Annotated in this window: 13 protein-coding genes; 5 read left to right on the forward strand and 8 right to left on the reverse strand. The window is 65.1% G+C overall.

The features are described from left to right. Nucleotides 1–170 precede the first annotated feature (170 nt). Nucleotides 171–2219, forward strand: a complete 2049-nt coding sequence (locus tag IVB50_RS10155; protein WP_247295786.1) for an OmpA family protein — start codon at nt 171–173, stop codon at nt 2217–2219. Between the two features lie 77 nt (nt 2220–2296). Here IVB50_RS10155 and argG read toward each other — a convergent pair whose 3' ends face one another. The 6 genes from argG to IVB50_RS10185 form a co-directional block, all read right to left on the reverse strand. Further along, nucleotides 2297–3634: an argininosuccinate synthase gene (gene argG / locus IVB50_RS10160; protein WP_018459769.1), complete on the reverse strand. Its 1338-nt coding sequence runs from the start codon at nt 3632–3634 to the stop codon at nt 2297–2299. Between the two features lie 93 nt (nt 3635–3727). Continuing rightward, nucleotides 3728–4504, reverse strand: a complete 777-nt coding sequence (locus tag IVB50_RS10165; protein ID WP_018459768.1) for a phosphatase PAP2 family protein — start codon at nt 4502–4504, stop codon at nt 3728–3730. A gap of 56 nt (nt 4505–4560) precedes the next feature. Next, a complete protein-coding gene (locus IVB50_RS10170; protein ID WP_018459767.1) occupies nt 4561–5055 on the reverse strand; it encodes a hypothetical protein in 495 nt (164 codons plus the stop codon). Nucleotides 5056–5212: 157 nt separating this feature from the next. Beyond that, nucleotides 5213–6415, reverse strand: coding sequence for a 23S rRNA (adenine(2503)-C(2))-methyltransferase RlmN (rlmN, locus tag IVB50_RS10175; RefSeq protein ID WP_018459766.1), 1203 nt, complete (start codon nt 6413–6415; stop codon nt 5213–5215). Between the two features lie 169 nt (nt 6416–6584). Next, nucleotides 6585–7247, reverse strand: coding sequence for an invasion associated locus B family protein (locus IVB50_RS10180; protein ID WP_018459765.1), 663 nt, complete (start codon nt 7245–7247; stop codon nt 6585–6587). Nucleotides 7248–7364: 117 nt separating this feature from the next. Further along, nucleotides 7365–8204 (reverse strand): SDR family oxidoreductase, encoded by an 840-nt coding sequence (locus IVB50_RS10185; RefSeq protein ID WP_018459763.1) that lies wholly within the window; start codon nt 8202–8204, stop codon nt 7365–7367. 214 nt (nt 8205–8418) lie between these two features. Between IVB50_RS10185 and IVB50_RS10190 the strand changes: the two genes are divergently transcribed. The 3 genes from IVB50_RS10190 (at nt 8419) to IVB50_RS10200 (ending at nt 11828) form a co-directional block, all read left to right on the forward strand. Further along, the gene (locus tag IVB50_RS10190; RefSeq protein ID WP_018459762.1) at nt 8419–9393 is read left to right on the forward strand and encodes an NADPH:quinone oxidoreductase family protein; all 975 of its coding nucleotides are present in this window, start codon (nt 8419–8421) and stop codon (nt 9391–9393) included. Nucleotides 9394–9599: 206 nt separating this feature from the next. Beyond that, nucleotides 9600–10643 (forward strand): hypothetical protein, encoded by a 1044-nt coding sequence (locus IVB50_RS10195; RefSeq protein WP_247295788.1) that lies wholly within the window; start codon nt 9600–9602, stop codon nt 10641–10643. 18 nt (nt 10644–10661) lie between these two features. After that, nucleotides 10662–11828 carry a TAXI family TRAP transporter solute-binding subunit gene (locus tag IVB50_RS10200; protein WP_247295790.1) on the forward strand — a complete coding sequence of 389 codons (1167 nt, stop codon included), beginning with the start codon at nt 10662–10664 and terminating at the stop codon, nt 11826–11828. A gap of 144 nt (nt 11829–11972) precedes the next feature. Here the strand turns inward: IVB50_RS10200 and IVB50_RS10205 are convergent, their stop codons facing one another. Both IVB50_RS10205 and IVB50_RS10210 read right to left on the reverse strand, forming a co-directional pair. Then, on the reverse strand, nt 11973–12362 hold the full coding sequence (locus IVB50_RS10205) for a YkvA family protein (protein WP_018459760.1): 390 nt from the start codon (nt 12360–12362) through the stop codon (nt 11973–11975). Between the two features lie 91 nt (nt 12363–12453). Further along, nucleotides 12454–12756 (reverse strand): 4a-hydroxytetrahydrobiopterin dehydratase, encoded by a 303-nt coding sequence (locus IVB50_RS10210; RefSeq protein WP_018459759.1) that lies wholly within the window; start codon nt 12754–12756, stop codon nt 12454–12456. Nucleotides 12757–12910: 154 nt separating this feature from the next. Between IVB50_RS10210 and IVB50_RS10215 the strand changes: the two genes are divergently transcribed. Then, nucleotides 12911–14356 carry a TAXI family TRAP transporter solute-binding subunit gene (locus IVB50_RS10215; protein WP_018459758.1) on the forward strand — a complete coding sequence of 482 codons (1446 nt, stop codon included), beginning with the start codon at nt 12911–12913 and terminating at the stop codon, nt 14354–14356. The last annotated feature ends 68 nt before the right edge of the window (nt 14357–14424 follow it).

Consider the following 14424-nt stretch of genomic DNA (forward strand, 5'->3'; position numbering starts at 1 on the left):
CCGAGGCAATTGCAACCTGCGTCTGAATGCGCAATGAACGTCACCATAGTGAGGTGATTTGCGTGCAGAAATAAATCGGGCCGCGTCCGCTTCGTCCGCCACAATCCGGCCTAACGCGTAGCTGTTCATCCGAACACTTCGTCAAAGAACCTTCCGGGGAAGTTCACCACATGACCAACCTTCGTTTCGTGCTGCTTGCCACCACGGCTCTGACCGCGATGCAATTCGCAAGCTCCGCATCGCATGCACAAGGCGCGCCGCCGCTTGTCGTCGCGCAGGCGCAGCCACAAGAGACCGGCCCTGACGGAAAACCGAAGCAGCCGCCGAAGGGACCACCAGCGGCCGCGCCGCCTGCGGCGCCCGCGCGCCCGGCCGCACCGCCGCCCGCAGCTGCACCTCCCCATCCGCCGGCAGCGCCTCCGCCGGCTGCGGCACCGCCGCGCCCAGCTGCGCCGCCCCCGGCTGCGGCTCCGCAACAGCACGCGCCGACACCGCCGCCTCCGGCACCGCCTTCCGCGCGCCCGGCTCCCCCGCCGCCAGCACCGCCGTCCGCCGCGGCTCCGCAGCACGCACCGACGCCGCCTGCGGCAGCAACTCCGCAGGGACGCCCAGCGCCGGCGCCCACGGCAACACCGTCGCCTGCGCCGGCCGCTCCGACCGCGCGACCGGGTGCTCCGGCTGCACCTGCAGCCACACCGTCACCGACGGCGACTCCTGCGCCGACCGCGACGCCGGCTCCAGGCAGCACGCCGGGCACGCCGCCGACTGGCCGCCCCGGTACGCCGCCTCCCGGCGGACGTCCTGGTGCGCCCCCGGCTGCAGGGTCACCTGCTCCAGGCGCCACGCCCGCGCCGACGGCCACGCCGACTCCCGGTGGCACTCCGACGCCGCCGCCCGGCCGTCCAGGTTCGCCTCCTGCGCCTAGTGCAACTCCGGCTCCGACAACGACGCCGGCCCCCGGTGGCGCCGTGACACCGCCCCCTGGACGCCAGGGTGGTGCGCCTCCTGCTGGTGCACCCGCTGCCGGAGCTCCGCCGACCCAGCCGCAGGCAGGCGCCCCGCCCCGGCCGCCGGCTCCCCCCGCCGGCGCCGCTGCACCGAGCACCGTGCCGGGCTCGGCGGCTGCGACCCCGCCGCCCAACAGGGCGCAATACGCGGCGCCCACGGTTGCGCCGGCGTTCCGCGCCGCGCCCACGACGACCACGCCCCTGCCGCCACCGCCGCGTCCGCCGCAGCGTGACCTGACGCCGCTCGCGATCGGTGCAGGTGTCGTCGCCGGTGCCGTGATCGGCGCCACCATCGCCGACTACCGCAACCAGCGCCGCGAGTCGGTCGAAGGCGGCCGCACCGTCTACACCGAGCCGGACCGCATCATCATCCGCGATCCGGGTGGGCAGACCTACGTCCGCGGCAACGATCTCTATCGCTTCCGCTATGGCGCCCGCGACATCCGCACCGAAACTGTCGGCGCCGATACCCGCACCGTGGTGATCCGTCCCGACGGCAGCGAGATCATTACCGTTGTAGGTCAGGACGGTCGGCTGCTGCGGCGAATCCGCAGGGACCCGGCCGGGCGCGAGCTCGTCATCATCGACAACAGCTACCGCGATCCGCAGTCGGTCGGCGGTTTCTATGTCGACGCGCCGCCGCCCGTCGTCAACATGCCCTACGATCGCTATATCGTCGACGCCCAGGAGGCCTCGCCGGACGTGATCTACGAGACGATGGTGGCGCCGCCGGTGCAGCGGATCAACCGTCGCTACACGCTCGACGAGATCCGCTACAGCCCGAATGTTCGCATGCAAATGCCGAGCATCGACCTCAACACGATCAACTTCGAGACCGGATCGTGGACCATCCCACCGGACCAGGCGGCGAAGCTGCAGTCGATCGCGGACGGTCTCAACCGTGCGATCCAGGCCAACCCGCGCGTGGTGTTCCTGATCGAAGGTCACACCGACGCGGTCGGCAACGACGTCGACAATTTGTCATTGTCGGACCGTCGTGCGCAGTCCGCGGCCGAATTGCTGACCCAGCAATTCGGTGTGCCGTCTGAAAACCTGACGTCGCAAGGCTATGGCGAGCAGTACCTGAAGGAGCAGACGCAAGGACCGAGCGCGATCAACCGGCGCGTCACCGTCCGCAACATCACGCCGTTGCTCAACGGCGGCCAGGCCTCGCTGCCGCCGCCCCCGCCCGGCACCGCGCCGCCGCGCTGAGGCGACACACAAATGCAAAATGGCCGGGAGCAATCCCGGCCATTTTTTGTTTTGTTTCGTAGCCCGGATGGAGCGTGTCAGCTCTTGTCGCTCTCCAGCCGGAAGATCTGCGAGCCTTCGCTGCCCGAGAGCAGGCCCGTGTCGCTGTAGAGCTTCAGCTTGGCGCGGGTATCGTTGATGTCGAGGTTGCGCATGGTGAGCTGACCGATGCGATCGGCCGGCGTGAACGCCGCGTCCTCGACCTTCTCCATGCTGAGCCGCTCCGGCGCATAGGTGAGGTTCGGGCTTTCGGTGTTGAGGATCGAGTAGTCGTTGCCACGGCGCAGCTCGAGCGAGACCTCGCCGGTGACGGCGCGCGCGACCCAGCGCTGCGCGGTCTCGCGCAACATCAGGGCCTGCGAATCGAACCAGCGGCCCTGGTAGAGCAGGCGTCCGAGGCGCATGCCGCTGATGCGGTACTGCTCGATGGTGTCTTCGTTGTGGATGCCGGTGACGAGGCGCTCATAGGCGATGTGCAGCAGCGCCATACCGGGCGCTTCATAGATGCCGCGGCTCTTGGCCTCGATGATGCGGTTCTCGATCTGGTCGCTCATGCCGAGGCCGTGGCGGCCGCCGATGGCGTTAGCTTCGAGGAACAGCGCGACGGGATCAGAGAAGGTCTGGCCGTTCAGCGCGACCGGCTGGCCTTCCTCGAAACGCACCACAACCTTCTCGGCCTTGACGTTGCAGTCGTCACGCCAGAACGGCACGCCCATGATCGGGTTGACGATCTTGATGCCGCTGTCGAGACTTTCAAGATCCTTGGCCTCGTGCGTCGCGCCGAGCAGATTGCTGTCGGTCGAATACGCCTTCTCGGCGCTCATCTTGTAGGCAAAGCCCTGCGCCGTCATGAACGCCGACATCTCGGCGCGGCCGCCGAGCTCGTCAATGAACTGCTGGTCGAGCCAGGGCTTGTAGATGCGCAGGCCCGGATTGGTCAGGAGGCCGTAGCGATAGAAGCGCTCGATGTCGTTGCCCTTGAAGGTCGAGCCGTCGCCCCAGATGTTGACGCCGTCCTCCTTCATCGCCGCGACCAGCATCGTGCCGGTGACGGCGCGCCCGAGCGGCGTGGTGTTGAAATAGGTGATGCCGCCGGTCGAGATATGAAAGGCGCCGGACTGGATAGCGGCGATGCCTTCGTGGACGAGCTGCGTGCGGCAATCGACCAGCAGCGCTTTCTCCGCGCCGAACTCCATCGCCTTGCGCGGGATCTCGTTGTAATCGGCCTCATCCGGCTGGCCGAGATTGGCGGTATAGGCGTAGCAGCGCGCGCCCTTCTGCTTCATCCAGAGCAGCGCCGCGCTGGTATCGAGGCCGCCCGAAAAAGCGATGCCGACTTTCTCCCCCTTGGGCAGGCTTTTCAGGATCGTGGTCATGGGGCTTCCAATCGGTCTCGAAGGGCTGATGTCGTTTCACGGGTTGACCGCGCGAATATCAAATTTCGCGGGGCTCGGCACCCCTTTAATGGCTCAAACTGACGGCTCGGCACCCGTCTTGCGTCCGAACAGGCGCTGGCGGAGCCGGTAAGCGGGCATGTTCAGCCGAGTCAGGGCGGCATCGACCGCCTCGTCGGAAAACCGGGTCCGCGGCCAGCGGTAAATCAGCGCGTAGGCAAACCAGATCACGACGAAGGTGACGAGGCCGGCGATCGACACGTCGGTGAAGAAATGGCCGCCAAAGGCCATCCGCAGCCCGCTGGTCACGAGGCCGAACACCACGGCTCCGGCATAAGCGAGCGGTCGCCACGCCGGCGGTGCCAGTGCGGCCGGCGCCAGCGTCCAGAACGCGGTCGCGCCCTCGCCCGAGAAGAACGAGCAGTTGCGCGCGCAGCCCCCGCGCGGATCCCACCACGGCACGAATTGCTGGTCGCCGGCGAACTGCGTCACCACCACCGGGCGCGGCCGGCCCCAATAGGACTTGAAGGCGAGATTGGTGAGGATGCCGGCCGACATGATGATCGTGACCAGCAGGAAGACGATCGCGCGACCGGATACCATCAGCGGGCGGTCGGGCCGGACCATCTTGACCACGAGCGCGATCAGCGCAGGCAGCACGAACGCCCAGGCGACCCACATCGCGGCGTCGCGCGCGAAGCCGGCCCAACCGTTCAGCTTGAGCGGAAACGTTTTCGTCTCAGGGTCGAAGAACAGCGCGGCGAGCTTGAGATCAAGCTCGGGATAGAGGCCGAAAACGACGCCGATCACGAGCCACAGCGCCAGGGCGATGAAGAGTCCAGTCCGGTTCATGGCGCGCGGTTTAGCCCAGTGGGAAAGGGATGAAAACCCCGTGACAAGTCAGAAAGTCACCGCGCATCCGGCCGCGAATTCGACGGCAGCGGCGGAGGCGGTTGGCGCGCAGGCGGCGGATTGCGCCAAGCGCCGGCATTGCGGCCGGCGATCAGCCAGTAGACGACGCCGGCGACGATGCCCGCGCCGGTCATGATCTCCAGATGCCGCCGCACAATGCCTTCGAATTGCAGCGTGTCGGAATGAAACGGGACCAGGCCGAGATAGCAGGCGAGCCCCACGACGCCTCCGCCCACGGCATAGGCGAGCGCGCTGCGGATGTAGAGCGCCTCGGTGATCGCCACGATCACCGCCGCCGGCACCAGCGCAAAGCCCGAGACGAAGATGAAGCCGAACCCGAGCAGGATATCGATCGTGCCCTGATCGACGGGACCGGCGCCGAGATCGGCGAACTCCGGAAACAACAGCGCGACGACAACGATCATGCCGCCGACGAAACAGGCGGCGAGGAAGCCGATGAAGATGACGACGAGGCGGCCGATCAGGGACATGATGGGAACGAATTGGTGACTGACGGCGTCGCCACATCCACAATCGTCATGCCCGGGCTTGACCCGGGCATCCACGACTTGCTCTCTCGTGGCTCGACGTGGATGGCCGGGTCAAGCCCGGCCATGACGGGCGTTGAGAGCGTCGCCATCATCAATATCAATCCGTCATCGCCATGGCCCGCAGCGTCTGGCGTTCACGGGCCGAGAGCTTTTCCGTCTCCGACTTGAGCTGGCCGCAGGCGGCGAGGATGTCGCGGCCGCGCGGAGTGCGCACCGGCGAGGAATAGCCGGCGTTGAAGACGTATTCGGAGAATTTTTCGATCTGGTCCCAGTCCGAGCACTCATAGGCGGTGCCGGGCCAGGGGTTGAACGGGATCAGATTGATCTTGGCGTGAATGCCCTTGAGCATCTTCACCAGCAGCTTGGCATCGTCGAGCGAATCGTTGACGCCCTTGAGCATCACATATTCGAAGGTGATGCGGCGCGCGTTCGAGGCGCCGGGATAGTCGCGGCAGGCCTGCAGCAATTCCTTGATCGGATATTTGCGGTTGAGCGGCACCAGCTCGTTACGCAGCTCGTCGCGCACCGCATGCAGCGAGATCGCGAGCATCACTCCAATCTCCTCGCCCGCGCGCACGATATTCGGGACCACACCCGAGGTCGACAGCGTGATGCGGCGGCGGGAGATGCCGATGCCTTCGTTGTCGCCGACGATCAGCAGCGCGTCGCGCACCGCGTCGAAATTGTAGAGCGGCTCGCCCATGCCCATCATCACGATGTTGGTGACGCGGCGCGTACCGTCTTCGCGATCGGCCCAATCATTCAGACGATCGCGCGCCACCATCACCTGTCCGACGATCTCCCCGGCGGTGAGATTGCGCACCAGGCGCTGCGTGCCGGTGTGGCAGAACGAGCAGTTCAGCGTGCAGCCGACCTGGGAGGACACACACAACGTGCCGCGATCGGTTTCGGGGATGTAGACGCACTCGACTTCATGCGCCCGCTCGACATTGTCGCCGCTCGGCAGCCGCAGCAGCCATTTGCGGGTGCCGTCGTTGGAGATCTGCTCGGCCACGACTTCGGGCCGGTCGACGGTGAAATGTTGCGCGAGCTCGGCACGAATGCCCTTCGAGACCGACGTCATCTCTTCGAAATTCTGGGCGCCACGGAAATACATCCAGTGCCACAGCTGCTGCACGCGCATCTTGCGCTGCGCCGGTGCAACGCCGATCTCGCCGAGGCGATCGGCAAGCTCGGTGCGCGACAGGCCGATCAGCGAGGGCCTCGCCGGCGGCACATAGGTCTCGAGCGGAGTCTTCTCCACCAGTGTTGCGTTGTGCGGCTCGGTCGTCGGTTGCATGGAATGGCCTGATTTAGGTGGTCGTTCTGGGATGGTCCAAAGGACTAAACCCGGAACCTCGAGATTCCGAGTTCGATGCTACGCATCGCCCCGGAATGACGGGAGAAAATCTGGAACGCGCCCTATATAGCAACCGGAACGGCCGATTGCGACCTTATCGACCGCAGGCTTAACGCCTGCAATCCTGCGCGATCTTGTCGAGCGCCTGGGCAAGGCCCTTCAGCGAAAAGGTGTCGGTGGTCTCGGTCCCCTTGGACGACATGCCCTTGACCACGAGATCGGCGGATTTGCGCATGGCCTCGACCATCCGCTCTTCCTCGGCCGCGTTCTTGATCCAGAGACCGTCGCCCTGCGAGTACATGGCGAAAGCGGCGCCGCCCACCTCGACCGAGGATTCAGAGCCCGGCTTCAGCGCATAGCCGATCATGACCGAGACTTCGTTGTTGACCTTCTCCGCCGGGCGGGTGGAGACGAAGGCATAGGCAGGATCGCGCGGCCGATTCGGCGGGTTGGTCTTCGACGACGACGGCTTGGCCAGCGCGAAGCAGACCTTTTTGCCGTTGGGCGCGGCCGAATAGGCGCCCCAGGTGCCGAACTGACCGATCAGGGTTGGCTCCGCGCCGCCGGCAACCGCCGCGTGCGGGGCCGCCGGCTTGCTCTCGGGCTTTGCAGCCGTCTTTCCGGTCGTATTGGCCGCCGGCGCGGCCGGTTTCGGCGCGGCCTCTTTCGGTGCAGTCTTGGGCGCAGGCTGCGCCGTCTGCGCCCGCGCGGAATCGATGATTCCACAGGCCGCCACGCCCGTCATCAAAGCTAAAATCAGCACCCGCCACATGCTGGAGTGGTTCCCTCAATATTGTGACTGGAAGATGGCCCGGTCGCGCATTGTCCCCGGGGCAGGGATAGCCGGGAAAGTCCAATTTGGGAAGGCAGTTAGCGAAGGTCGCGGCGACTAGGCCCTGGATCGCGCCGCGCGTTGCTCCGCCCATTGCGCATCGGTCCAGCGCAACAAATCCTCGACGCCGGAGCTGCGCAAATGCGCGCCACCGTCGATCACCACCATCTCGCCGTTGATGTAGCCGGCACGGTCGGAGACTAGGAAGCTGGCGAGGTCGGCAAGCTCGGGGTGCTCGCCGGCTCGTCCCATCGGGTTGCGCGCGGCCCACCCTTCGTCGCGACCCTCGGGGCGGAGCTGGCCCGAGGCGCCGGCGGTCGGGAACGGTCCCGGCGCGATCGCGACGGTGCGGATTCCCTTCGGGCCCCATTCCACGGCGAGACTTTTGGTCATCGCCAACACGGCCGACTTCGCCATCGCCGACGGCACGGTGAAGGCGCGACCGGTGATGGTCGAGGTCGAGAGGATCGAGAGCACGACGCCGCCATGCTTGCCGTCGATCCAGCGCTTGCCGGCGGCAAGCGTGCAATACATCGCACCATGCAGGGTCGGCGCGAGAATCGCATCCGCGGCGCGGAATGAGAGATGCTCACTCTGCGCGATGAAAGTCGCAGCCGCATTGTTGACGAGAATATCGAGCGGCGCCCCGCGCCAGATCGCGTCCATCATGCTCTCGACGGCGGTGCCGTCTCGGATATCGCAGGCGATCGTGGTGACCTTGCCGCCGTTCTCTTCGCGCATCTTGCTCGCCGCCGCCTCGAGCCGATCGAGCTTGCGGCCGCAGATCACGAGCTCGGCGCCGAGCGCGAGGAAACGGTGCGCCATTGCAGCACCGAGGCCCGAACCGCCGCCGGTGACGAGGATGCGCTTGTCCTTGAGCAGGCCTGTTTCAAACATGGTTTGAATCCTTCTTGTTTCGTCGTTGCGCGCGCAGCGGGAAACCGTACCGCGGAAATAGGCTTCGCTACGCTCCCAATGACGGGAGGATAGGCTCCTGCGTTCCAACTGACAAAGAAACCGGATTGTCGCCCGCACCTAAATCCGGCAGAAACGGGCAAACTATAAATCCACTCGAAACGCCCAGTACTTCACTTCTCAAGAAGGTGCCGCCATGAAAGCCATCCTCTGCTCGCAATATTGCCAGCCCGACGATCTCGTTCTGGCCGACGTGCCGGATCCGGTGGCCGGTCCCGGCGAAGCCGTGATCGCGATCAAGGCTGCGGCGCTGAACTTCTTCGACATCCTGATGATTCAAGGCAAGTACCAGATCAAGCCGCCATTCCCGTTCTCGCCGGCCGCCGAAGTGGCTGGGGTGATCGAGAGCATCGGTCCCGGCGTGACTGATCTGAAGATCGGCGATCGCGTCGTCGCCTCCTGCGGCCACAACGGCGCGCGCGAAAAGATCGCGCTGCCGGCGGCATCGATCGTGAAGATCCCCGACAATCTCGATTATGACCGCGCGGCCGGCATCATCATCATCTACGGCACCGCGCTGCATGCGCTGGAAGATCGCGCGAGCCCGAAGCCGGGCGAGACGCTCGCGGTGCTCGGCGCCGCCGGCGGCACCGGACTTGCCGCGTGCGAGCTCGGCAAGCTGATGGGCCTGAAGGTGATCGCCTGCGCCTCGTCGGACGAGAAGCTCGAATTCGCGAAGGCGCACGGCGCAGAACTCGCGCTCAATTACGGCAAGGAAGATTTGAAGGAAGGCCTGCGAAAGCTTACGGGCGGCAAGGGCGTCGACATCATCTTCGATCCGGTTGGTGGCACCTATGCCGAGCAGGCCCTGCGCTCGATTGCCTGGGAAGGCCGCTTCCTCGTGATCGGCTTCGCCGCCGGCGACATTCCGAAGATGCCGCTGAACCTCGCGCTGCTGAAGGGCTGCGATATCCGCGGCGTGTTCTGGGGCGCCTGGACCCGGCTCAACCCGGAAAAGAACCGCGCCAATCTCGAGAAGCTCGTGAAGTGGACAGCGGAAGGAAAGATCTCCTCGCATGTCGATCGCGTCTTCCCGCTGGCGCAGACGGCGGATGCGCTCAAGGTGCTCGCCGGACGCCAGGCGATGGGCAAAGTGATCCTGCATCCGTGAGGCTATGCGGCACGACGTGTGTCGGTACGGCCGCTCGCCACGAGCTCAACTGTCATCGCCCGGCTTGACCGGGCGACCAGTACTCCGAGACGTCAGTCATTGAATCGAGAAGCCGCGGCGTACTGGTTTCCCGCCTTCGCGGGGAATGACCGCGAGCGCGGGACAGGCAGTGTCCGCGCCGCCGCCGGGTCAATCCCCGTCAACCATTGTCGACAAAATTGCGGGGCATTCCTCCGCCTCGCCTCAATCAAACCCAAATATCTCCCGATTCGCGCAAGCCGCCGACGTTTTTTGGGCTGATTCAGACGGCGATTTACCGGCTCCAGTTTGCGGGGCATTTCTGGACAACAACAAAAAGACTGAAGCCGGGATGCCCCAGCGTTGCGTTAGTAGTGGGGAGCATCACCATGGAGACGACGGCGTACCGCCCGTCCAGGGAATCGAGATCGTTCGATTCCGATCAAGCTGCATCACATCCGGCCGTCGCGTCCTATATCCGTGCGCGCGCCGCGCGGCTCGATCTGTCACCGGAAGATCCAATTCCACTGTTCCTGTCCGATCCGCTCGGTGTGCCGGAGTCAGGCGAATATACGGCGCGGGCGTTGGGTCCCCGGCTCAGAATTGTCCCGCGTGTTCTCGCGGCGGTTCTCATCGCATCCACGCTGGCCGTTGCGGCCGCGCTGTATCAGCCCAGTCTCCGCAATCTCTTCGCCGCCGACGCTGCCGGCCCGACGGGTGCCGAGCTGGACCAGGCCATGGCGTCGGCCAACGTGCCGGACAGGCCTCAGACCGCGTACAAGGACCCGGCGCGCTTGAGCAACACAAGGCTGGCGAGCGCTGACGCGCAGGATCTCCCCGCAGCCTCAGCTCCGAGCCGCGAAGCGATTGCGACTGCCTATCAAACCGCGCTGCAAGCCCAGGCGCCCGGGCCAGTCGCGGCGCCGCCTGCGCCCCCACCGCCCGCTAAGACGCTCGATGCCGACACACTGGCTGGGCTGATGGCGCGCGCGAACGGTCTGTTGGCGGTCGGCGACATTGCCGCGGCGCGCCTGCTGCTCGAACGGGCCGCCAATGCACAGGATGCAACGGCTGCATTTCTGCTCGCGCAAACCTATGACCCGGCGGTGCTGGCCACGAGCGACGCGCGGCGCGTTGCTGCCGACGCGACCGCCGCGCGCGACTGGTACCAAAAGGCCGCAGGCCTTGGATCGGCGGAGGCGCGGCAACGCCTCGCCCAGCTTCAGAACTAGAACTCTTTAGGGGATATCATGCGTAATGCTTTGAGAATGGCGCTTGCCGCCATCATGATGATCTATGCCTTCGCGGCACGCGCGGAGCAGACCGAATATGATCCGGCCAAGGTCTCTGACAGCCTGAAAGCCATCTTCCAGTTCGGTTCGACCTCGACCAAGCAGTCGCTGAACGCCAACACCGTGACGTTGATCACCGGCACGATCGGCGGCACCTATGTGCAATTCGGCGCCGACCTCGCCTCCGTGCTCGACGACGGCAACAGGATTCGTGTGTTGCCAATCGTCGGCCGAGGTTCGGTGCAGAGCGTTGCCGACATCCTGTTCCTGCAAGGCGTCGATCTCGGAATCGTCCGCGCGGATACGCTCGACTATCTCGAGCGCAAAGGTTTTGCCAAGGACATCAAGAAGCAATTCACCTATGTGACGAAGCTCTACAACGAAGAGATGCAGGTGATCGCGCCAAAATCGGTCGCGACACTCAAGGATCTGGAAGGCAAAACTGTAAGCGTCGATCTGCCCAACGGCGGCACCTTCGTCACCGCGCTCACCGTGTTCGAGCGGCTCGGGATCAAGGCGAAATTCGTTTATGTCGAGCAGCGCATCGCGATGGAGAAACTGAAGGCCGGCGAGATCGACGCCGTCATCGTGGTCGGCGGCAAACCGTACAAGTCCGTTTCGACCTTCGGCAATGACGGCCGCTTCCACCTTGCGACCGTGGATTATGCAAAGCCCCTCCAGAGCGACTATCTGCCGGCGACGCTGACCGCCAAGGACTATCCGAACCTGGTCAAGGAGGGCGAGAGCGTGGACACCATCGCGGTGCCGGCCGTGCTCGCGGCCTACAACTGGGCGCCCAACACCGAGCGCTACCGCAAGCTTGCACTGTACGTGGACGCGTTCTTCACGAAATTCCCGACGCTGCAGAACCCGCCCTTCCATCCAAAGTGGAAGGAGGTCTCGCTCGCGGCGCCCCTGGCGGGCTGGAACAGATTGCCGGTGGCGCAGCAATGGCTCGACCGCCACGGCGTCGAACCGGTGACGCGGCAACGCTTCGAGGCGTTCCTGCGACAGAGCCCCTCGGCCGCAAAAGTGTCCGACGCGGACATGGAAACGCTGTTCAAGCAATTCCAGGCGTGGGACGCCGAAAAGGCCCAGGCCCAGGCGCAGGCGGAGAAGAAGTAGCGAGCAGTCATCCACACATACAGCTGTCATCGCCCGCGAAGGCGGCGATCCAGCATTCCGAGACGGTTATGGTTCAATCGGAAGGCCGCGGCGTGCTGGATTCCGCACCATCGCGAGGAATGACAGCGGAGTATGCGGCGACAGCTATTGCGCGGCTTCCGGCTCCACCTCATCCACCCCGCGCTTCAGCGCGGCGCGGGCGGCTTCGCGATGCTCGTTCGTGATGTGGCTGGCAACCATGCGGATCGCGGTGGCGAGTACGGCGGCGTCATCGGTGAAGCCGAGGATCGGCATCACGTCGGGAACGAAATCAAACGGCAGGATGAAATAGGCGATCGCCCCGAGCAGCGAGGCCTGGACATGGCGTGGCGTCTGGCGGTCGAACGCGCAGTAATAGGCCGCGAGCAGATCCTCCGCGAACGGCAGATGCGCGGCGACACGCTTCAGCTTGCGCCAGAAGCGGCGGCGCACGCTCTCACGATCTTCCGCGAGCCGGTCGGCGGGCTCGAAACCGACGCTGTGTTCGGCAGCCATGTTCGACAAACTCCCCGTTCCAGCCTGGGTGGCAGATCGCCGCATCCCGTGCTGATCACAAGATGGGGACGCGGCCTTCCCCTGCAAGACGTCAGCCTGGTGTCAGCTTGGCGATGGCGTTCATCGCCTTGGCGAGCTCGATGTCGAGCGCGGTGACGCCGCCGGCGTCATGGGTCGACAGCACCACCTCCACCGTTTTGTAGACATTGCGCCATTCGGGGTGGTGGTCCATCTTCTCGGCGACCAGTGCCGCGCGGGTCATGAAGCCGAACGCCTCGTTGAAATCCTTGAAGACAAAGGTTTTCCCGATCGCCTCGCGTCCTTGAGCCTCGGTCCAGCCAGGTAGTTCGCCCAGCGCCTGCCTGCGTGCCTCCGCCGAGAGCCGTTCTGTCATCCTCGCCTCCGTCCTTTCAGGGGAACTTTACCCTAACACCGCACTGACGCCCCGGGTTCATACGGGATTGGACCCCATCCGCTAACCATGACGGAGATGTAACCCTGCCGGACAAGAAATTTGCTACACTTGCAGGCGTAAACCGCCGGCCAAGATGAAACTGAGCCTCAAGCGAATGTTCGGGAGATCGATGACCGGGGGATTGGACCTGGCCGAAGCGCCCACCCCGCCCTCGCCGCGATCATCGGCGCGGAAGACGGCGCTCGTGACTCTCGCGCTGGTGCTCGCGATCGTTGGCGCGCTCGCCGGCGGCTATTACTTTGCCATGCGGCCGGTGACGCTGAAGATCGCGGTCGGCCCCGCCAACAGCGATGACGTCAAGGTCGTGCAGGCACTGACCCAGGCCTTCGCGCAGCATAAGAGTTCTGTGCGGTTGCGCCCGATCCAGACCGACGGCGCCACCGCCAGCGCCAATCTGCTCGCGGAAGGCAAGGCCGATCTTGCCATTGTGCGCGGCGACGTCGACGTACCGAAGAACGCGCAAGCGGTTGCGACCCTGCGCAAGAACGTCGTGGCGCTATGGTCCGTGTCCGGCAAGGGCAAGAAGAAGGGCGCGAAGATCACCAAGATCGCGCAGCTCGCCGGACATCGGGTCGGCGTGGTCGGCCGCACCCAGGCCAACGTCAATTTGCTCAAGGTGATCCTGCAGCAATACGGTGTCGATCCCGCCAAGGTCGAGATCGTGCAATACCCGGCAACCGAAGCCGTCGAAGCGATCAAGGCGCAGAGGGCTGATGCCTATCTCGCGGCCGGTCCCGTCAACAGCAAGATCACGGCGGAGGCGATCGCCGCTTCCACCAAGGATTTCGGCACGCCGACCTTTCTCGCGATCGATTCCGCGGATGCGATCGCCCAGAACCATCCGGTCTATGAAGCGGCCGAGATTCCCGCGGGCACTTACGGCGGCTCGCCCGATCGTCCCGATGACGAGGTCAAGACCATCAGCTTCTCGCACCACATCGTGGCGCGCAAAGCAGTGTCCGAAACCACCATCGCGGCGTTCACGCGCCAGCTTTTCTCCGTACGCCAGCAATTGGTGACGGAATTCCCGCTGGCGGCGAAGATCGAAACGCCCGACACCGACAAGGATGCGGTGATTCCCGTGCATCCCGGCGCCGCCGCTTTCGTCGACGGCGAAGAAAAGACCTTCCTCGACAGATACAGCGATTACATCTGGTGGACCCTGATGGCGCTCTCGGCCATGGGCTCGATCGGCGCCTGGTTTGCGGGCTATCTGAAGAAGGACGAGCGCGACAACAACAGCCATCTGCGCGAGCGGCTGCTCGACATGATCACCGCCGCTCGAAAGAGCGAAACGACCGAAGATCTCGATCAGATGCAGACCGAGGCCGACGAGATCCTGCGCGATACGCTGCGCTGCTACGACCACGGCGCGATCGAGGAAGGTGCGCTCACCGCCTTCAACATCGCGCTCGACCAGTTCCATGCGGCGGTTGCCGACCGCAAGGCGGTGCTGTTCAGCCTGCCGCAGAACCTGCAGCGCGCCGGTGCCCAATTCCGGGCCGCTGGCAACGCGTAAGCGCTCGCGCGTTATCGCCGCGTCACATTGTCTCAATATAGCGTCTGCTTCACCATGGCGACCGCCCT

It is taken from the genome of Bradyrhizobium sp. 87 (genome assembly GCF_023073015.1).
Taxonomy (GTDB): Bacteria; Pseudomonadota; Alphaproteobacteria; order Rhizobiales; family Xanthobacteraceae; genus Bradyrhizobium; species Bradyrhizobium canariense_D.